The sequence below is a fragment of the Thiospirillum jenense genome (assembly GCF_014145225.1).
Taxonomy (GTDB): Bacteria; Pseudomonadota; Gammaproteobacteria; order Chromatiales; family Chromatiaceae; genus Thiospirillum; species Thiospirillum jenense.
In genome coordinates, this window is the sequence record NZ_JABVCQ010000014.1 from 56,245 (window position 1) to 75,641 (window position 19,397).

A 19,397-nucleotide genomic window follows, 5' to 3' on the forward strand; every position below is an offset into this window, starting at 1 on the left:
TTACCAAGTCTCCATGACGTCAACGATGCGATCCATAGCGGCGCGTCGTGAACCTTTTATTAAAATGATGTGATCCGAATTGAACTTGTGGCGTAGTGCGGTTAATAAAGTGGCGTGATCGCTATACACTACGCCTTGATTACCAAATGCGGTGACGGCGGCGGCGGCTAATTGACCAACCGCGTAAAGCCGCGCTACGCCGGCTAATTGGGCTTGCCGTCCCATGTCACTGTGTAATGCCAGTGCGTCGCGCCCTAATTCACCGCAATCACCGAGAATTAACACCGCCTGGCCGGGCGGCGCTAATTCTATTAACACGGCAATCGCGGCGGCTAATGAATCGGGATTGGCGTTGTAGCTGTCATCTAATAAACGCAAGCCCGAGGGGCTGCGTTTGGGTTGCAGGCGGCGGGCGATGGGGGCGACGTTTGCCAGTCCGGTTTGAATGGCGGCGGCGGGAATGCCCAGCGCGACGGCGGCGCTGATGACCGCCAGCGCGTTGCTGACGTGGTGCGCGCCCGCCAGTGGGAGGTGAATTGAAAATCCCGCCTCCAACGGGGGGAACACCGCCGCGTCAAACCCAACGTCAAACGTCATCTGCAACCCGCTCTCATCCCACTGCGGCACGGGCGCTTCGCCGTTCAAATGCACGTCCGCGCTCGGCAGTAATCCAAACGTGACGCGGCGGCGGTCGCCAGCCAGCGGTTGCCAGTGGGTTGCAAACGGGCTGTTGGCCGGATAAATGAACGTGCCATCGGCGGCAAGTCCTTGCGCAATCTCACCTTTTGCCTGCGCGACCCCGGCGACGCTGCCAAATCCTTCCAAATGCGCTCGGCCAACGCCGGTGATGATCGCCACGTCGGGACGGGCGATGTTGGTCAAATAGGCGATCTCACCCGGGTGATTTGCGCCGAGTTCGAGGACTAAAAACCGCTCATCCCGAGCGGACAAAATGGTCAGCGGCAAGCCGATGTCGTTGTTCAAATTACCCTGCGTGGCATGGGTTTTGCCGACCTGTGACAAGACCGCCGCCAGCAACGTTTTGCACGTCGTTTTGCCGTTGCTACCGGTGATCGCCACCACCGTCGCGTCCAGCCGCAACCGCCACGCCGCCGCCAATTGCCCGAGTGCCAAGCGCGTATCCGCCACCAACCACTGCGGGATGTCAACCGCCACGCGGCAACTGACCAGTGCCGCCACCGCGCCAGCCGCAGCCGCTGCGGCAACGTGATCGTGACCGTCGTACCTGTCACCGACCAGCGCGATAAATAACCGCCCGCTGCACTCGGCGCGGCTGTCGGTGGTGACGCCGCAGTAGCTGATCGGATCAGCCGCGCTCTCACCGTTTGGGTCAAACCGCTCACCACCGACGGCGGCAATTGACTCCGCCAATGTCCACATCGGTTTGCCTGTTGAATCGCCCGTTGAATCATTGTTCATTATGTTGCCACTCCGCTAATGCCTGCGCCGCCGTGTCACGATCACTAAACGGCTGCGTCCAAGTGCCGTAATCTTGCGTCGTTTCGTGACCTTTACCGGCAATTAACACCACATCGTCCGCCGTTGCCCACTGGATCGCCCGCCGAATCGCGGCCGCTCGGTCACGTTCCACCAGTACCGGCGTGGTGAACTGCGTCATGCCCGCCTGCATGTCAGCGATGATCGCGCCACCGTCCTCGTGACGCGGGTTATCGTCGGTCAAAATCACCAAGTCGCTGAATTGCGCCGCTATCCCGCCCATCAACGGGCGTTTACCGACATCCCGATTGCCGCCGCACCCGCACACCGTCACCACGCGGCGCTGTTGACCGTGCCAGCGAATCGCCCGCAGCGCCGCCGCCAAGCCGTCCGGGGTGTGGGCGTAATCCACGATCACCAGCGGTTCAGCCGCCGCGGCAGTCGTGATTTGCTCCATCCGCCCGGCCACGCCATTGATCTGCGCCGCCGCCTTGAGAATCTGGTCAAGCGGCACCCCCGCTGCGGCCACCGTCGCCACGGCCGCGAGCAAATTGGCCGCGTTGAATTGACCAATCACGCCAACCGTCACCGTGCCGCTGCCAAAACTGCCGTCCAGGTGCAGTTCAATCCCGGCCGGCTGCGGTGACAACGCGGTGGCGTGTAGCCAGTGCGGGTTGCCAATTAGTGCGGGCGGCGGGGTGAACGCGGGATTTAAGCTGTACCAAATCCGCGTCACCGTCGGCTCAAGCGCCGCGTCAATCTGCTGGGCAAACGGATCATCGGCATTCAACACCGCCTGCTGCAACCCCGGCCGTTGAAACAACCGCAACTTAGCCGCCGCGTAATTCGCCAAATCGCCGTGATAATCCAAATGATCGCGGGTTAAATTGGTCAACACGGCGGTCGTGAATGGCACCGCATCCGCCCGCCCCTGTGCCAGCGCGTGAGACGACACCTCCATCGCCACCTGCGTTGCGCCCTGCTGACGCAGATGAGCCAACATCGCCTGCAACCGAATCGCGTCGGGCGTGGTCAAGCCGGGCGACACCACCGCGCCGGGCAGCCCGTAGCCGAGTGTCCCGATAATCCCGCAGCGCGGCGCTTGCAACTGCGCAATCCAATGACTGACGCTGGTTTTGCCATTCGTACCGGTCACGCCCACGATGCGCAACTCAGCGCCGGGATTACCGTAACACTGCGCCGCCAGTTGCCCAAGTTGGTCACGCAGCCCCGGCAGCGCGATCACCGCTGCGCCGCCAACCTGTTGATTTAACTGGTGAATACGCGCCAGCGGCCAGCGCTCATCCGCCTCCGCCAAAATCACCGCCGCGCCATTCGCCACCGCCGCGGCCGCGTGATCTAACCCGTGTTGCTGCTGACCGGGCAGCGCGACAAACGCCGTGCCAATGGTGACTGCGCGGCTGTCCAGCGTTAAATCCTTGATTGGAATGGTGGAAATGACCGGCGGTAATTGCCGCAACGTCGCCGGCCACCGATCAGCCAACAAGGTCGCCAGCGCGATCATGGCTGCCGCACCTTGCGCGTTTTGCCGCTGTTGGCGGGCGCAGTCGGCTGTAACAGTAACGACACGGTCGGATCATCGGGTGCCACGTTGTACAGCCGCAGCGCCGTCTGCATTGTTTTTGAAAATACCGGCGCCGCCACCAGTCCGCCGTAATACGCCGCGCCGTGTGGCTCATCCACCATGATGACCATCACAAAGCGCGGGTGACTGGCCGGTGCCATGCCGGCAAACACCGCTTGATACAACCCCGCCGCGTAGCCATGCGGCCCCGCTTTGCGGGCGGTACCGGTTTTACCCGCGATGCGGTAGCCGTCAATCCCAGCGCGTTTCGCCGTGCCAACGTCGCTGACCACCGTTTCCATCATCGCCCGCACCGCCGCCGCCGTGGTCGGGGAAAAAATCCGCCGCGCCGTCGGGGATTCAACCTCCGCCGTCGTGCGCGGGTTGTAATGCAGCAACGTCGGCGGATGCAGCACCCCATCATTGGCGACCGTCGCGTAAGCCTGCGCGAGTTGCACCGCCGTCACGTTCAAGCCGTAACCAAACGCCAGCGTCGCGTGTTCAAACTGTGACCAGCCGTCCGCCGCCGGCACCCGCCCTTTGCGTTCACCGGGAAAATTGACGGCGGTGACGTGACCAAAGCCGAGGTGATCGTACAACTGCCACAGCGCCTCCGGCGGCAGTTGGAACGCCACCTTCACGATGCCGACGTTGCTGGATTTGGTAATCACCGAGGTCGCGTTCAACTGCCCGTAATTGTGGACATCGCGCACCCGATTGCGCCCCACCGCCATTTGTCCGGGGCTGGTATTGATCGGCGTGTCAGGTCGCACCCGCCCAGACTCCAGCGCCAGCCCCATCACCAGCGGCTTGACCGTCGAGCCGGGTTCAAACACATCCGTCACGGCACGGTTGCGGCGCTGATCAACGTTATCCGGCCGCAGCACATTGGGATTGAACGCCGGCTGGTTGACCATCGCCAAAATTTCCCCGCTGGCCACGTCCATCAACACCGCCGAGCCGCCGACCGCGTTGTTATCCAGTACCGCCCGCTTGAGTTCTCGATACGCCAAAAATTGCAAACGGCGATCCAAACTCAAGCGCAAATCCTGCCCGTGACGCGGCGGCCGCACCTGCTCAACATCAGCAATCATCTGCCCGTGGCCATCCTGAATCACGCGGCGGCTGCCCGGTTCCGCCCGCAAACTGGCATTCATGGCCAACTCGATGCCCTCCAGACCCTGATCGGCCACGTCGGTATAGCCAATCACCTGCCCGAACACCTCGCCGCCCGGGTAAAAACGGCGGTACTCGGTTTCAACGCCGATGCCCTGCAACTTGAATTGCTTCACCACCGCTTTAACCGCCGCCACCGTTTGATGTTCCATCCGCCGCCGCAGGTAAATAAACCCGCGCTGGCGATTGCTCTCCACCTGCTCGCGCAATTTGTCGGGTTCAAGTTCCAGCACCCGCGCCAGCGCCGTGATCGCCTCATCTTGCCCGACCAACTGGCGCGGATTCGCCGTAAAAGTCGCCACCGCCGTACTGATCGCCAGCGGTTCACCGTTGCGATCCATGATGACGCCGCGCCGCGCTGGGATTTCCCGTTCACGCACGAAGCGTTTTTCACCCTGATCTTGCAAAAACTCGGTTTCCACCACCTGCCGATAAAACGCACTCGCCACCACCGTCACCAGCGCCAACCCCACCAGTCCACCCAGCAGCCGCTGCCGCTGCGTGAAATTTGGCATTTGAATGCGCTGGCGCTGCATCCGCTGCTGGCGCGACTGCGGCGACTGCGATTGAAAATTAGCGTTGCTCATCAGGGGACACCTCTAAAATTCGGACATCCGACATTTGCGGCAGGTACAGATCGAGCGCCTGCCGTGCTGTTTCCTCAATGCGGGCGTGCGTAATCAGCGACGCCTCCTCCAACCGCAGGCGGCTCCACTCGACATCGAGCGCATCGCGTTCCGTCCGCGCCGCCTGCAACAGCACCGTCTGCCCGCGCACCATGTAAGTGACGTACACCACCGCCAACGCCGTCACCAACACACCCAGCGCCAGCACCGCGAAAATCAACAATTGGCGGCGCGTCATGGCTGGTACTCCGCCACCCGCAACCGCGCACTGCGCGCACGGGGATTTTGTGCAATTTCAAACGGTTGCGCGGTGATCGCCCGCCCCAGCGGTCGCCAGTGCGACGGCGGATATCGTTGCTGCAATTCGGCCGCGGTGAGCGGAATTTTTTTCGGCACCGCCTGCGCCGCCGAGGGTGCGTTAAACACCTGTTTCACAAGGCGATCCTCCAGCGAATGAAAACTAATCACCACCACCCGAGCGCCCGCCGCCAATACCGGCGTGACGCTGGACAACAACGCCCGCAATTCGTCCAGCTCGCGGTTGAGATAAATGCGCAGCGCTTGAAAAGTGCGCGTGGCTGGATGTTGCCCCGGTTCACGCCGCGGCACCGCCCGTTCACACAGCGCCGCGAGGGCATGAGTGGTGGTCAGCGGGGCAATTAATCGTTGCTGCACAATGGCTTGCGCGATGCGGCGAGCGTAGCGTTCCTCACCGTAAGTCTGTAACACGACCGCGATGTCATCCGCGCTGGCGCCGGCCAACCAGTCCGCCACCGTCAAGCCCTGCGTCGTGTCCATGCGCATATCGAGCGGGCCGTCGCGCATGAAACTAAACCCGCGCTCGGCGCTGTCCAATTGCGGAGAAGATACGCCCAGATCGAGCAATAACCCGTTGATTTTTTGGTCAAAACCGGCTGCGGTGAGCAGCGCCGGTAACTGCGAAAAGGCGGCGTGCCAGAGCGTCAAACGCGGTTCAATCGCCGCCCAGTCGCGCCCCTCCGCAATCGCGTCCGGATCACGATCCACGGCAAATAGCCGCCCGTTCGCGGCCAATTGCGCCATAATTGCCCGCGAATGACCGCCGCGCCCGAACGTCGCGTCCACATAAATCCCGGCGGGGGTGAGTGCCAGCGCGGCCATCGCCTCGTCCAACAGCACTGGCGTGTGTGAAAAATGTTGCACTGCCGCACCTGCAAATAGCGGTTGCCGACCGCCGATATGAGTGAGTTTTTCTCAATTATTCTTGATATTAGGCGAGGAACTTAAAGCGGTCAAGTGAGTATTCGATGTTTTTACTTGCTTGTCAGTGACTTAAAGCAGGTAGTTAAGACAAATTCGCAGCATTGCAAATCAGTCGTGTTTCAATGAGTTGGCGACAGTTTTCAAAGTGTCACAATAATCAAATGGATAAATGCACGGTAATTTGCTACAGTGCGCACCGATTTTGATTGACAGCGTTCATTGCGCAACTGCCGCGTTCATTCGCTGTTTAATTAAATCAACCCGTTTCATCAGTATTCAACAATTGGATTTATCATGGCACATCAATACACCCTCTCTATTATTAAACCCAACGCCGTCGCCAAAAATGTCATTGGCGCAATTTGCAGTCGTTTTGAAACAGCTGGATTAGAAATCGTCGCCGCCAGCATGTTGCATTTATCACGCGAACAAGCCTGCGCCTTTTACGGTATTCATCAAGGCAAACCATTTTTTGATGAATTAGTCGGCTTTATGACCTCCGGCCCTATTCTGGCAATGGTATTAGCCGGTGATGAAGCCATTGCGCGTAATCGTGACATCATGGGCGCCACCAATCCCGCCAATGCCGCGCCCGGTACTATTCGTGCTGACTTCGCCGATTCATTCACTGCTAATGCTGTGCATGGCTCAGATGCACCCGATACCGCCGCAGTTGAAATCGCCTTTTTCTTTCCCGAAGGCGTCTGCCCCCGCCCGCGTTAATTACCGCTTGAATTGATTTTCATTTATGAACACACCACCGCCAGCGCCGTCATCAATGCCACCAATTGACTTACTTGCATTCGACCGCGCTGGGTGTGAATACTTGGTAGAAGCCTGGGGCTATAAACCGTTTCACGGCCGCAATCTATTCAAATGGCTGCACAAACACGGCGTCGTTGATTGTGCCGCCATGACCGATTTACCCGCCGCGCTGCGCGCTCGTTTAATTGAAACCGCGCACGTTCAATTGCCAACTTGCATATTAGAACAGCCCTCGGTTGACGGCACCATTAAATGGGTATTGGAATTGACCGACGGGCAACGCATTGAAATGGTGTTAATTCCTGAAGAGCAGCGCCGCACCCTGTGCATTTCATCACAGGTCGGCTGTGCATTAGCCTGTCAATTCTGCGCCACCGCCCGCCAGGGGTTTAATCGCAATTTAACGGTGAGCGAGTTAATTGGCCAAGTGTGGTTGGCAACCCGCTTTTTAGGGCGCGCCCCAACCAATATCGTTTTAATGGGCATGGGCGAACCATTAGCCAATTTTGATGCGGTGATGACTGCATTATCTATGATGCAAGATGATTTTGCGTATATGTTGGCCAAACAGCGCGTCACAATTTCTACTGCCGGTTTAGTCCCGGCCATTCACCGTTTGTGTGAATTAACCGACGTGTCATTAGCGGTGTCATTGCACGCACCGACGAATGAACTGCGCGACCAATTAATGCCGATTAATCGCAAATATCCATTAGAGCAGTTAATTCCCGCGTGCCGTGCGTATATTGGTGATGATCGGCGGCGGCGTATTACTTGGGAATATGTGATGTTGGATGGTGTGAATGATAGCGACCGCCACGCCAAAGCGTTAATGCGGTTATTAGAAGGTGTGCGCTCGAAGGTCAATTTAATTCCGTTTAATCCCTTTCCTGATGCCGGTTTTCAACCCAGTTCACTCGAACGGATTGATGCGTTTCGGATGCGGTTAATTCGTTCAGGATTAGTCACGGTGACGCGCAAAACTCGCGGTGATGAAATTGCGGCCGCCTGCGGTCAATTAGTTGGGCGGGTGGTTAAGCGCGGGGCGATGCAGCCGACTGTGATTTGAGATAAATCCCCCTGCCCCCTTTGTCAAAGGGGGGAAATAAGTTTTAATACCCACTTTGCAAAAGGTCGAATGCGGTTTTATTTTCAAAGGGGGGAAATAAGTTTTAATACCCACTTTGCAAAAGGGGGTCGCTCGCTACTGCGAGCGGGGGGATTTAATTCCGCAATTTTTTATTTACCTCATCTCCACAGTATTACCAATTATTCAATGAATGAATCACCTCGCCCCCGTAGTCGTGGTCGCGGCAATCGCACTGGCTATACCACTGGTGCGAATGCAGCCGCGGCCGCCACTGCTGCAACATTGGGTTTAATCACCGGGCAAGTGCCGAATAGTGTGAATTGTCGCCTGCCGAATAGACAAATGGTGACTTTTTCTATTGCCGACAGCAATTATAACGGCGACAGTGCGCAGGCGGTGGTGATTAAAGATGCAGGTGATGATCCTGACGTGACACATGGCGCACAGTTAATTGCAACGGTGCGGCGTATTCAACATGCCGCCGGCGTCATTCAATTAACTGGCGGGGCTGGCATTGGCATTGTCACGCAGCCTGGATTGGGATTAACCATTGGTGAACACGCGATTAACCCGGTGCCACGGCGGAATATCACGGCGAATGTAAAAGCGGTGGCGGCGCCATTATTCATTGGTGGTATGGGATTAAAAATTGAATTAACAGTGCCGGATGGCGAGCGCCTGGCGCAGCACACCTTAAATGCGCGGCTGGGTATTCTCAATGGCATTTCTATTTTAGGCACGACCGGCATTGTCCGCCCGTATTCAACTGCGGCCTTTCGCGCAAGTTTAATTCAAGCCATTCAAGTGGCGGCGTATCAACCGCATAAAACGGTGGTATTCAGCACTGGCGGGCGAACTGAACACGCAGCGCAGGCGTGGTATTCAACTTTACCGCCGATGTCTTTTATTCAAATGGGCGATTTTATTAAAGCGGCATTCACGGCGGCATTAAGACATGGCATGACGCAGATTATTATTAGCGCCATGATTGGTAAATTGACTAAAATCGCGCAGGGATTAACTGTGACTCATGCGTGGCGGGCGCCATTAGACCGCGAGTTAATTGCGCAAGTGGCGGCAGAAGTGGGGGCGCCGGCAGCAATTGTGACGGCAATTCGAGCGCAAATGACGGCGCGGTTTGCGGCTGAACAATTGCAATTATTGGGATTAAATGTGGCATTGCATCAGGCAATGGCGCAGCGGGCATGGCAGCAATTACGCCGGCAATATCCGGGTGATTATCAATTGCAGATTTTGGCGTGTGATTTGAATGGAGAAGGGGCGGGGGTAGTGGGCGATTATTAATAAAATTATTTTAACCAGCAAACCCTGTTACTTGATTGTTTCTGTGTTCTACATCAATTATCATTAACACAACGCTATTAAAACCGCCCCCGCACATTACCCACCGCCATCAACGCGGGCAATTGCGCTATAATCGCACGTCATTATTTTGCACACGCCCCGTTATCCATGTCCGCCAACGCCACCCTGACCATCGCCCTCTCTAAGGGGCGGATTTTTGAGCAAATTTTGCCGCTGCTCGCTGCCGCCGACATTTACCCGCTCGACAATCCTGACACCAGTCGCAAATTAATTTTGCCGACAAATCAAGCAGATGTGAACCTGCTCATCGTTCGTGCAAGTGATGTGCCAACCTATGTGCAGTATGGCGCCGCGGACGTCGGCGTTGCCGGCAAAGACGTGTTGTTAGAACACGGCGGCGTTGGGCTGTACGAACCATTGGATTTGGGCATCGCCCGCTGTCGCCTGATGGTGGCGGGGCAGCCTGATGCGTTGGCGGCGGCGCACATTGGGCGGCTGCGGGTTGCAACTAAATATGTCCGCAGTGCCGAACGCTATTTTGCAGCGCGAGGGCAACAGGTTGAAATCATTAAACTGTATGGCTCGATGGAATTAGCGCCATTGGTGGGATTGGCCGATTTAATTGTGGATTTGGTAGAAAGCGGCAATACACTCAAAGCCAATGGACTGGTGCCGCTGGAATTGATTTGCCACATTAGCTCGCGGGTGATTGTGAATAAAGCCGCGTGGAAAATGAAACATAACCGCGTGATGGACTTAATCAACATCTTGCGACAGACGGTCAGTACCGACTCGTTTGATTGAATGCCTTTGATCGTATTGGCATCATTCAGTTGTATTAATCATCGTGCGATGCGTCCGCGCAGTGCCCCGCCGTGTTGAATAATAGCATTAGCGATTATCACCTGACCAATCGGCAATGATGACTTGCCCCGTTAACCAATTGACCCCGACTTGATAACCGCGTTGATTGCGCGTTAATACCACCCGCCCGCCAGTCGCGCTGCCGTCTGCAAAAAATCGAATACCGCCTTCATGGGGGTTAATCATCTCTTCTTCGGCGGCAGTTAAGGTTAATTCAATACCGCCGGGTAATTGAGCGGCACGGGCGTCACCGACAATCCGGTATTGACCGGTGGCGGTGTTTAATTGCCATACAACAGTGCGCCCGTTATGAATTGCTAATTCACGCGCAATCCGCAATGCACCGGCAGTACGCCGCGCCGCTGCTTTTAATTCAATGCCGGGTAAAGCAGCGGACATTAACGGCGGCGTGACGGCAATTAATAATCCGGCAATTGCCATGACGACCAGAAGTTCTACTAAAGTAAACCCCCGCGGTTGATTAAACACTGGATATGTCAATGGTAAATGACGCATAAATACAAGGGCGCATGTTTAATCAATCCCAACTGTGAATATCTTGGTTTTCACCGTCGCCGCCTTCTTGACCATCGGCCCCTAATGACCACAAATCATAAGCGCCATTTTCACCCGGGGAACGGTATTGATAATCATAGCCCCAGGGGTCTTTGGGAACATTGCCCTTTTTCAAATAGGGTCCATTCCAATTGGGCGCATTGCCGGGATTAGTCACCAATGGTTGCAAGCCTTCAACTGAGGTTGGATAGCGCCCAACTTCAAGACGATATAAATCGAGTGTGGCACTGAGGTCTTCTATTTGTAAATGTGCCGTTTTTGTTTTAGAACTCCCAAGAAATTTCATCACCTGCGGCCCGACCAAACCAGCGAGTAAACCGAGAATGGCTAATACAACAAGTAATTCAACCAGGGTAAAGCCAGCGGTACGAGTACGAGTGTGCGATAAGCGTTGAAAGTATTGCATTATTGCAAATATCCTTAATATTGTTCAGAGGGAAACATCCCGCATTGACAACGGTGTTAGCATGATAAATGTCAACATAACCGCGATCAAGTCACGGATTATCAGCACCAGCGAACCGTGCGCAGTGTGATTATAATCATTTATCATGCTGCGATTGCAATGGGTTGACCACACTGCAATTAAATCACTCACCATGCGTCTCACCTTTCACCGGATCACGCACAATGAATCATCACCATGACGGATCAACGCTCGACTCTAACCGCGCTGCGGGTACACGCCTAGAGCTGTTACTTTTTCAATTAGAACATAAACAATTGTACGGGATTAACGTATTTAAGGTACAGGAAATTGTTGCCTATCAACCTCTCACGCGATTAGTGGGTTCTCATCCATTAGTGATGGGCATAGCGACCTTGCGCGGCGTAACTATGCCAATTATTGATTTGTCGCGGGCGGTTGGTTTTCCTGCATTGCGTGAACCAGAAAAGGGCTATATTATCATTACTGAGTACAATCGTTCCGTGCATGGCTTTTTAATTCGGCGCGTGGATCGCATTGTGCATACACAATGGGATCAGGTACAACAATTACCGTCACGTTTAGGGCGTAATGCGTATGTAACGGCCATTACGTTAATTGAAAAAGATTTAATTGAAATTCTCGATGTAGAAAAAGTATTGGATCAGGTGGTTCATGCCAGCACGGAAGTCTCATCAACCTTAACACAGCAAACCATATCACAGGGTCATCGGGTACTGGTAGTGGATGATTCATTAGTGGCGCGCAATCAAATTAGACGCGCATTGGAACAATTGGGAATTGAATGTACTTTAACCAACGATGGCAAACAAGCATTAGCAAAAATTGATACGATGGTGGCACAAGGGATTAATGTGTCCGATTATTTTACGATGGTGATTTCGGATATTGAAATGCCAGAAATGGATGGCTATCAACTCACCTCGCATATTCGCGCTCATCCACATATCAAAGACTTGTATATTTTACTGCATTCGTCAATTAGTGGTGTCTTTAATCTTGAGATGGTACGGCGCACTGGGGCAAATAAGTTTATTCAAAAATACCACCCAGATGATTTGGCACGGTCAGTATTAGAACGCATTGCCGACCGTCCACTGGTGCGGACAGGATCGACGTGATGTCATAATCGGTAAAAGTGACGCACATCAAACAGTAATAACTTGATTTCGATCAGTATTAGGATACGCTTGCAAATCGGATTACTCACGGCAAATACACACGGTCACACAAGTCTATACACCTTTAAGTGTGTCACATCTATAAAGTATTATCGGACTAAGTTTTTTTATTCAACCAGGGTAGCAGTTGATGGATATATTTCAAACAATGTCAGGCTGGTCTGAACAACCTGTGACAATTGAATCATTGCAACCAGCGCAGCTGCATGATTTATTACGGCAGATGTTGCAGCAATTCACAACTACCCTGGATTTGCAGGTTGTTTCGACAGCATTATTGCGCGCCTTATTGCATTTAACCGCCAGCAGTTATGGGACTTTCGGTGAAGTTTTGCACACCGAAGATGGCATTTTATATTTCAAACCGATTGTCATGTTGCAAGCAGAATTACCTGATCGTGAGCGATCAAAGCATGACGCCGCGCAACAATGGAATGCGTTATTAGATAGTTTATGTTGTGTATTCGATGATGTGCTACACACTGGTCAATTAGTGATTACCGCTCATCTTCAACAGTATTTACAATCAGGAACGTTACTGAAACAGCCTTTAGCATTGTGTCCTCAGCCAACCACGCATGTCGCACCTTTGAACGCTGTGGCATTGCCGATTTATCATGACACGACGCTCGTTGGCATTATGAGTTTGGTCGGGCGGACGGACGGCTATACCACAAGTTTAACTGATTTATTAACGCCGTTTATTAATACTTATGCGGCTATTCTTGAAAATGCCCGGCTGCGCGATTTACAACAGTATGTCATCGATGATTTGCAGCGCACAAAAGAAACATTGGCGTTTGTGCATCAAGAACAAACGGCGTTGGTCATTGACGAATTACACGAATTGCACACATCTTTAACCGCAGTATTAAAAGCTGTTAATGAACTTGAAACCCAGGTTGAATTGCCATTTGCCGGTTATGAACCGATTAAAACGATTCATCAGGAAAGTGCGCATGTGATGACGTTAATTAAACATTTGGTCACGCATTTGTGTACTAAAGGCATTAAACATTTGGACACTTGAGCAGTCAATATGTTACCCGCTGGCAATTAAACCAACGGCACTAATTTGAGCAGCGTGGCGACAAAGGTTTCAACCGTCATGCCCTCGGCCTCGGCGGTGTAACTGAGCAACACGCGGTGACGCAAAATGTCGAATGCCAAATCCTGCACGTCATGCGGTGTGACGTACTGCCCGCCGCGCAACCACGCCTGCGCTCGGGCGCAACGATCTAGCGCAATGGTGGCGCGGGGACTAGCGCCGTAGTCCACCAACCGCGCCAGCCGTGCATCGTACGGCCCCGGATCCCGCGTGGCCAAAATCAATTGTACCAAATATTGTTCCAATGCGTCGGCCAGGTGCAGATTCATCACCTCCGCCCGCGCCGTGCGTAACAGCGTATCGTCAATCAACGGCACGGGCGGCGGTTCACTGGTGCGCACCTCGGCACGCGCTAATGCCAAAATCGCACGCTCGGTGTGCGGGTCTGGGTAGCCGACGCGGACGTGCAGCAAAAACCGATCCAACTGCGCCTCGGGCAACGGGTAAGTGCCTTCCTGTTCAATTGGATTTTGCGTCGCCATCACCAAAAACGGCTCAGGTAGCGCGTAGGTGCGCCCGCCAACGGTGATTTGCCGCTCGCCCATCGCCTCCAGCAGCGCTGATTGCACCTTGGCCGGGGCGCGGTTGATTTCATCGGCTAAAATCAAATTATGAAACAGCGGGCCGGGTTGGAATTCAAAACTGCCAGTTTCCGGGCGATAAATATCACTGCCGGTTAAATCCCCGGGCAACAGGTCGGGCGTGAATTGGATACGTTGAAAATTACCCGTCAAACGCGCCGCTAACGCTTTGATTGCAGTGGTTTTTGCCAACCCCGGCGCACCTTCCACCAGCAGATGTCCATCCGCCAATAGCGCAATTAACAACCGTTCAACCAGCGCGTCTTGCCCAATAATACGGGTGCGTAATTCAGCGCGTAATTGCGCAAATGCGTGTTGCGCGGGACTGCACTCGGCGGTTGGGGCGTCGTGCAATGCGGTAGCATGAGTATGTGTCATTCAGATCATCATCAGAGTCAAAAACTGCCAAACGCCGATTTTATACCGCAAATCCAGGTGAGGGCGGATTCGCGCATCATTCGATTTCCGCCAACCCCACCGCCGCGCCGCCGATCAGCGCGTGTGGCACGCCTGAGTTGTTTCATTGCAACGATCATGCGCTGGGTTGTCGTATTATTGCTACTGTCCATCGGCAGCGTGTGGCTACTGCGCTGGGTAAATCCGCCTGGCTCGGCATTTATGGCGTGGCACTGGTTAGAAATGCAACGTGTGGCGTTATTCACACCGCAAGATGCGGCGCTCACCCCAGCCCTAAACTGGCGTCACGACTGGGTTGATTTAAACGCCATCGCGGCCCCAGTGGCAATCGCGGTGATCGCTGCTGAAGATCAGCGGTTTCCGCAACATCGCGGGTTTGATGTGGTGGAAATGCGTCAAGCGTGGCAGCGATTTCAAACGGGCGGCAAATTGCGCGGCGCCAGCACCATCAGTCAGCAGACGGCGAAAAATCTGTTTCTGTGGCCGGGGCGGGATCCAGTGCGCAAGGGACTGGAGGCGTGGTTTACTGTGTTAATCGAGACACTGTGGCCAAAAGAACGCATTTTGGAAGTCTATCTCAATATCGCGCAATTTGGCCCCGAAATCTTCGGGATTGGGGCGGCCAGTCAGCACTATTTTGACCGCGCCGCCCACCAACTTACTCAGCACCAAGCATCGTTGCTGGCGGCAGTGTTGCCCAATCCCAACATCTACCGCATTGAGGCGCCGTCGCCACAGGTCAAGCGCCGCGCTGCGTGGATTCGGCGGCAAATGCGGCAGCTCGGCGGGGTGAATTATCTTTATCAATTGAAAAAAACGGTGGATCATGCACCCGCTGCCGATACATTTTTCTTAAGCATTACTGAGCAATGCTCAGTAACGCTTAACTGCCAGTCCGCAGACTGGGGTGTATCTACCAAGGCTGCAAAAACAGATGTTTTTACAGCGCGAACTCTTTGATACGTTTCAAGTTTTACGCCAGCAACTTGTGCTGGCAACCGCATACTCGAACTTGTTAAAGAGCATGATTGAGTAGCACGCGCTTGGTTATCGCCATTAAGTTACGAGCTGCTCTGTTTAGAATAACGACGGATTTTTGCACTGTCAAAGTGGTTCTCTGTAGATGAGAATTCCTCAACTATGTTAAGCAAAACACAGTTTATTGAATACTATGTGGCAACCGCCGGCGGGGGCGGTTTTTTAATTGCGTTATCGGCACCGGTCATCAGCCCGCACCCGCGTCGCCCAAGATGTAGCCCAGATCAAGCTCGATGGCGTCAAACGGCGGGATGCGCTGTTTTTGCTCGGCGGCGTTCGGGGCGGTACAACTGGCAATCACCTTGTAACTGCCGCCGTCTAAGTGCCACGCGACCAGTGCGCGCTCTTCCGGCCAAATTAACCAGTAGTACGGCACTTGCTGGCGTTGCAACAGCAGAAATAACGTCAGCGTGTCCTTGCGCTCATGCCCGGGTGAGACGATTTCGCACACCCAATCTGGCGCCAGTTCGACCACGCCGCTCGGGCGGTGCGGCAAGCGTTCTTTGCGCCAGCCGGCCAGATCGTGGGTGGGACATTGGTGCGCAGCGTAGTGGACGCTGACTTCTGTGGCGATCCACCAGCCGCTGGGGCCGGTCGGCCGATCAAACGGACCAAGCTCAACCGATGCGCGATGCTGCACCAAGCCATGTTCCATCCGTGCCATCGGGCGCTGAACGATGGTGCCGTCAATTAACTCGACGCGGTCGGCGGGCGTGTTGAGCAAGTCGGTCAGGGTGTACAGTTTGAGTGCTTCCACGATTTAGGCCTCACTGTTGAAATGATTAATTTGGGCGTGACGCAGTTGGGTTTTTGATCGTTCTCACGCGCCGGCGTGGGAACGCGCTCTTTTTCCATAAATCAAAGTTAACCTGTGAACTGCGTAACTCCCGCAATTAACTCGCATCATCATTCACTGTTATTAAAACTGCATTTCTCCTCATGTCCGCGAATACGGCAATGCAGCAAGACTGACGCAGTTCAACTGTTAAGCCGTTGATTTATCAAGTAAGATCGCTGATGTTATTAACACCAAAGCGCCTGCCGCTCGGCAGTGTGGTGCGGGTTTTATTCACAAGGCGGCGTGATGATGACGCGCTGCGGAAAGGTCGGGATTAAATGCGACTGTGTTAATTGCCCGTGCGGATTAAAGTATTGCAGCACACCATCATCATTACACAGCCACACTTCGAGCGCACCGGCGGCAAAATATAACGCAGTTTTCTCGCGCATTTCCATTGCCGTATTGCCGGCCGAAATGACTTCAATACACACTTCGGGTGCAATCGAGCATTCTGTTTCTGTGTGTATCTGTTGAAAGCGGGCGGCAGAACACCACGCCACATCAGCAACTCTTGTGCCTTTGGTGGTGGCAATTGCGCATTCTAATAATACGACGCCACTGGCGGGTAATGCACGGGCAATTGCGCCTTGTAATGCCGAGTGGCGCACTTTGACTGGTGACATTAAGACCTGTCCCCATTCGTTTAATTCAATTTTGAAAGGTAAATCGTGCAGGGCGGGATGATTGCAGACTTCTTGCCAGTGCATGATTGTCAACCTCACTCATCATAAATAAAACTGGCGCGTTGCGCGTGGGATTTTAAGTGCAGGAGTGATGCAGTTGATCGTTCCCACGCGCCAGCATGGGAACGTACTTTTGCTTGATAAATCAACACGTTGACATTTAAACTGCGTCACTCACACGCCTATTCCACCTCGGTTTTTAATTCCTCCGCCACGCGCAACACTTCTTCAATTGTGGTGCGCCCGTCTAATGCTTTACGCAAGCCATCTTGATACAGCGTCATCATGCCTTCTTTAATCGCAATGGATTGAATGGCCGACGCGGTGGCGTGTGATAACACCGCTTTCCGAATACGTTCACTCATTACTAATGCTTCGGCAATGACCAGCCGCCCGCGATAGCCGCTGTTGTTACACTGTTTGCAGCCGACGGCACGATACAATTGCACCGGTTCACCGCGCCGCCGCCCCGGTAATTGGTCAAAACGCGCCGCCAGTTCAGCGCGGGCGTCGTATTGCTCGCGGCAATGCGGACACAGCCGCCGCACCAGCCGCTGCGCCAAGATGCCGTTGACGGTCGAGGTCAGCAGGTAATCTTCAACGCCCATGTCGAGCAACCGCGTCACGCCGCTCGCCGCATCATTGGTGTGCAAGGTGGACAGCACGACGTGACCGGTCAACGCGGATTGCACGGCGATGCGGGCGGTTTCCAGATCGCGCATTTCACCGACCATGATGATGTCCGGGTCTTGGCGGACAATTGCCCGCAACGCGCCGGCAAAGGTCATGCCAATCGAGGCTTTGACGGGAATTTGGTTGATGCCGGCGACCTGATATTCGATGGGGTCTTCGACCGTAATAATTTTGCGCTCTTGGGTATTTAGGCGACTGAGCGCGGTGTAGAGCGTGGTACTTTTACCACTGCCGGTCGGGCCGGTGACGAGAAAAATGCCGTACGGTTGTTCCAACACCGCCAGCAGACGTTCACGCGGCGGGCCGTCAAATCCCAGCGCGTCAAAATCAAATTTCACACTTTCCTTGTCGAGTAACCGCATCACCACACTTTCGCCAAACAGCGTCGGCACGGTGGAGACGCGCAAATCCAACTCCCGCCCCTGTACCCGCAGCGGAATGCGCCCGTCCTGCGGCAAGCGGCGCTCGGCAATGTTCAATTTCGCCATGATTTTGATGCGCGAAATCACCGCGGCAGTTGAGCGCACCGGCGGCGATTCAGTTTCTTTCAAAATCCCGTCAATTCGATAGCGCACCTTGAGTTCATCGGCGAACGGTTCGATGTGGACATCTGACGCCCGCGACTCGACCGCCCGCTGCAAAATCTGGTTGACCAGCCGAATCACCGGCGCTTCACTCGCCAGATCACGCAAATGTTCGATGTCTTCTTCGCTGAAATTGCCAAATTCGGCGGTTAATTCATCCTCGGTGGCCGGGCGCTGCGGCTGCTCGTACAACCGCTCCAGCGCCGCGTCAATGTCACTGGTCAAGCCGATGCGCAACTGCACCGGGCGCTCGGCCGCCAACGCGACGGCTCGGGCGGCGAATTCATCCAGCGGATCGGCAACGGCGAGAATTAACCCCGCGTCATCTTCCGCCAGCGGCACGATGTGTGCGTCCTTGAGAAATCGCAGGCAGTGATGCAGCAGCGGCGCTTCGGGATCGCCCACCGGCTGCTCGGGGTAATCCTCGGTTTTGACCAGCGGCAGCGCCAAAATCTGCGCCATCGCCGCCGCCATGTCACGGTCAGATACCAGTCCCAATCGCACCAGCAGGTAGCGCAGCGCATCGCCGCTGTCCTCCGCCAACTTGCGGGCGCGTGCCAAATCCCCCGCCGTCAACTTGCCGCGATCTTGCAGGTAAGCGATCACATCCGCTTCGGCGGTCAAGGACGGCAGCGCGTCGGGCAGTTCGGGCGCGGCATCCAGCGGCGGCGGCAGATTGGTGGTCGGCAAAACCAGCAGGGCGTTGGCTGGCGCGGGCGGATCATCAACTGACGGGGGCGACGTCAAATGCGGCTCTTGGCGACGCGGGCGGGCGCGGTGGAAAAATGATAATACACCCATGATGATTCCTGTTAATAAAACGGCGGGTTTATTAGAGTTGTTTTAACTAACAAAATCAGCGAGTTAGCTAGGTTAAAATTCCATAGTCCAGCACAAACGCCGAGAATTTTGTCATACAAATCAAAGTTATGAATACGAAGCCGATTTGAAAGAATACGAAATCGCTTTAATCCAGCAATACTATGCTCAACAAAAATACGCTCTGAGGCAAGCTGTTTATTAGTCGTTTTTTGTTCACTTGTTAATAGTTTATTTTTAGATTTTTGTGCGGAGATGACTTAAATATTTAGTGAATCTATTTTTAGTTAAAATCA

The 19,397-nt window shown here is 54.4% G+C and carries 20 protein-coding genes; 7 read left to right on the plus strand and 13 right to left on the minus strand.

The genetic code is table 11. The annotated features are described in order from the left end of the window. Genes HUK38_RS07960 through rsmH form a run of 5 tightly spaced genes read right to left on the minus strand, consistent with a single transcriptional unit; the run spans position 1 to position 6,027 of the window. Positions 1-1,440 (minus strand): UDP-N-acetylmuramoyl-tripeptide--D-alanyl-D-alanine ligase, encoded by a 1,440-nt coding sequence (locus HUK38_RS07960; RefSeq protein WP_238787531.1) that lies wholly within the window; start codon positions 1,438-1,440, stop codon positions 1-3. Beyond that, positions 1,430-2,983: a UDP-N-acetylmuramoyl-L-alanyl-D-glutamate--2,6-diaminopimelate ligase gene (locus tag HUK38_RS07965; RefSeq protein WP_182583795.1), complete on the minus strand. Its 1,554-nt coding sequence runs from the start codon at positions 2,981-2,983 to the stop codon at positions 1,430-1,432. The genes HUK38_RS07960 and HUK38_RS07965 overlap by 11 nt, the downstream gene beginning before the upstream one ends. Beyond that, positions 2,980-4,806 (minus strand): peptidoglycan D,D-transpeptidase FtsI family protein, encoded by a 1,827-nt coding sequence (locus HUK38_RS07970; protein WP_182583796.1) that lies wholly within the window; start codon positions 4,804-4,806, stop codon positions 2,980-2,982. The genes HUK38_RS07965 and HUK38_RS07970 overlap by 4 nt, the downstream gene beginning before the upstream one ends. Beyond that, entirely contained in the window at positions 4,793-5,083 is a 291-nt protein-coding gene (gene ftsL / locus HUK38_RS07975) for a cell division protein FtsL (protein WP_182583797.1), read from the minus strand. Before ftsL ends, HUK38_RS07970 begins: the two co-directional genes overlap by 14 nt. Further along, the gene (gene rsmH, locus HUK38_RS07980; protein WP_338065383.1) at positions 5,080-6,027 is read right to left on the minus strand and encodes a 16S rRNA (cytosine(1402)-N(4))-methyltransferase RsmH; all 948 of its coding nucleotides are present in this window, start codon (positions 6,025-6,027) and stop codon (positions 5,080-5,082) included. Before rsmH ends, ftsL begins: the two co-directional genes overlap by 4 nt. Before the next feature lie 354 nt (positions 6,028-6,381). Between rsmH and ndk the strand changes: the two genes are divergently transcribed. The 4 genes from ndk (at position 6,382) to hisG (ending at position 10,072) form a co-directional block, all read left to right on the plus strand. Continuing rightward, positions 6,382-6,810 carry a nucleoside-diphosphate kinase gene (ndk, locus tag HUK38_RS07985; RefSeq protein WP_182583798.1) on the plus strand — a complete coding sequence of 143 codons (429 nt, stop codon included), beginning with the start codon at positions 6,382-6,384 and terminating at the stop codon, positions 6,808-6,810. Positions 6,811-6,835: 25 nt separating this feature from the next. Then, positions 6,836-7,921, plus strand: coding sequence for a dual-specificity RNA methyltransferase RlmN (rlmN, locus tag HUK38_RS07990; RefSeq protein ID WP_182583799.1), 1,086 nt, complete (start codon positions 6,836-6,838; stop codon positions 7,919-7,921). Between the two features lie 207 nt (positions 7,922-8,128). Next, positions 8,129-9,247, plus strand: a complete 1,119-nt coding sequence (locus HUK38_RS07995) for a cobalt-precorrin-5B (C(1))-methyltransferase (RefSeq protein ID WP_182583800.1) — start codon at positions 8,129-8,131, stop codon at positions 9,245-9,247. A 168-nt stretch (positions 9,248-9,415) separates the two neighbouring features. Next, on the plus strand, positions 9,416-10,072 hold the full coding sequence (gene hisG, locus HUK38_RS08000; protein ID WP_182583801.1) for an ATP phosphoribosyltransferase: 657 nt from the start codon (positions 9,416-9,418) through the stop codon (positions 10,070-10,072). An 87-nt stretch (positions 10,073-10,159) separates the two neighbouring features. On the opposite strand, the gene HUK38_RS08005 is transcribed toward hisG, so the two are convergent. Both HUK38_RS08005 and gspG read right to left on the minus strand, forming a co-directional pair. Further along, positions 10,160-10,648, minus strand: coding sequence for a GspH/FimT family pseudopilin (locus tag HUK38_RS08005; protein WP_182583802.1), 489 nt, complete (start codon positions 10,646-10,648; stop codon positions 10,160-10,162). A 22-nt stretch (positions 10,649-10,670) separates the two neighbouring features. Then, complete coding sequence (gene gspG, locus HUK38_RS08010; RefSeq protein WP_182583803.1) at positions 10,671-11,114, minus strand: type II secretion system major pseudopilin GspG; 444 nt, start codon at positions 11,112-11,114, stop codon at positions 10,671-10,673. Positions 11,115-11,338: 224 nt separating this feature from the next. Between gspG and HUK38_RS08015 the strand changes: the two genes are divergently transcribed. Next, a complete protein-coding gene (locus HUK38_RS08015; protein WP_182583804.1) occupies positions 11,339-12,277 on the plus strand; it encodes a chemotaxis protein in 939 nt (312 codons plus the stop codon). 208 nt (positions 12,278-12,485) lie between these two features. Then, the gene (locus HUK38_RS08020; RefSeq protein WP_182583805.1) at positions 12,486-13,367 is read left to right on the plus strand and encodes a GAF domain-containing protein; all 882 of its coding nucleotides are present in this window, start codon (positions 12,486-12,488) and stop codon (positions 13,365-13,367) included. 26 nt (positions 13,368-13,393) lie between these two features. Here HUK38_RS08020 and HUK38_RS08025 read toward each other — a convergent pair whose 3' ends face one another. Together HUK38_RS08025 and HUK38_RS15370 are read right to left on the minus strand one after the other, a co-directional pair. Continuing rightward, entirely contained in the window at positions 13,394-14,404 is a 1,011-nt protein-coding gene (locus HUK38_RS08025) for an AAA family ATPase (RefSeq protein WP_182583806.1), read from the minus strand. A gap of 17 nt (positions 14,405-14,421) precedes the next feature. Next, positions 14,422-14,550 carry a hypothetical protein gene (locus HUK38_RS15370; protein ID WP_275285008.1) on the minus strand — a complete coding sequence of 43 codons (129 nt, stop codon included), beginning with the start codon at positions 14,548-14,550 and terminating at the stop codon, positions 14,422-14,424. 10 nt (positions 14,551-14,560) lie between these two features. On the opposite strand from HUK38_RS15370, the gene mtgA reads away from it, so the two are divergent. Continuing rightward, on the plus strand, positions 14,561-15,403 hold the full coding sequence (gene mtgA / locus HUK38_RS08030) for a monofunctional biosynthetic peptidoglycan transglycosylase (RefSeq protein WP_338065384.1): 843 nt from the start codon (positions 14,561-14,563) through the stop codon (positions 15,401-15,403). Between the two features lie 265 nt (positions 15,404-15,668). On the opposite strand, the gene HUK38_RS08035 is transcribed toward mtgA, so the two are convergent. The 4 genes from HUK38_RS08035 to HUK38_RS15595 all read right to left on the minus strand — a co-directional run bounded on the left by HUK38_RS08035 (position 15,669) and on the right by HUK38_RS15595 (position 19,358). After that, the gene (locus HUK38_RS08035; protein WP_182583808.1) at positions 15,669-16,238 is read right to left on the minus strand and encodes a Uma2 family endonuclease; all 570 of its coding nucleotides are present in this window, start codon (positions 16,236-16,238) and stop codon (positions 15,669-15,671) included. A 308-nt stretch (positions 16,239-16,546) separates the two neighbouring features. Further along, entirely contained in the window at positions 16,547-17,029 is a 483-nt protein-coding gene (locus tag HUK38_RS08040; RefSeq protein WP_182583809.1) for a Uma2 family endonuclease, read from the minus strand. 158 nt (positions 17,030-17,187) lie between these two features. Then, on the minus strand, positions 17,188-19,083 hold the full coding sequence (gene gspE / locus HUK38_RS08045; protein ID WP_182583810.1) for a type II secretion system ATPase GspE: 1,896 nt from the start codon (positions 19,081-19,083) through the stop codon (positions 17,188-17,190). 11 nt (positions 19,084-19,094) lie between these two features. Beyond that, positions 19,095-19,358 (minus strand): transposase family protein, encoded by a 264-nt coding sequence (locus HUK38_RS15595; protein WP_420825165.1) that lies wholly within the window; start codon positions 19,356-19,358, stop codon positions 19,095-19,097. Positions 19,359-19,397 lie beyond the last annotated feature (39 nt).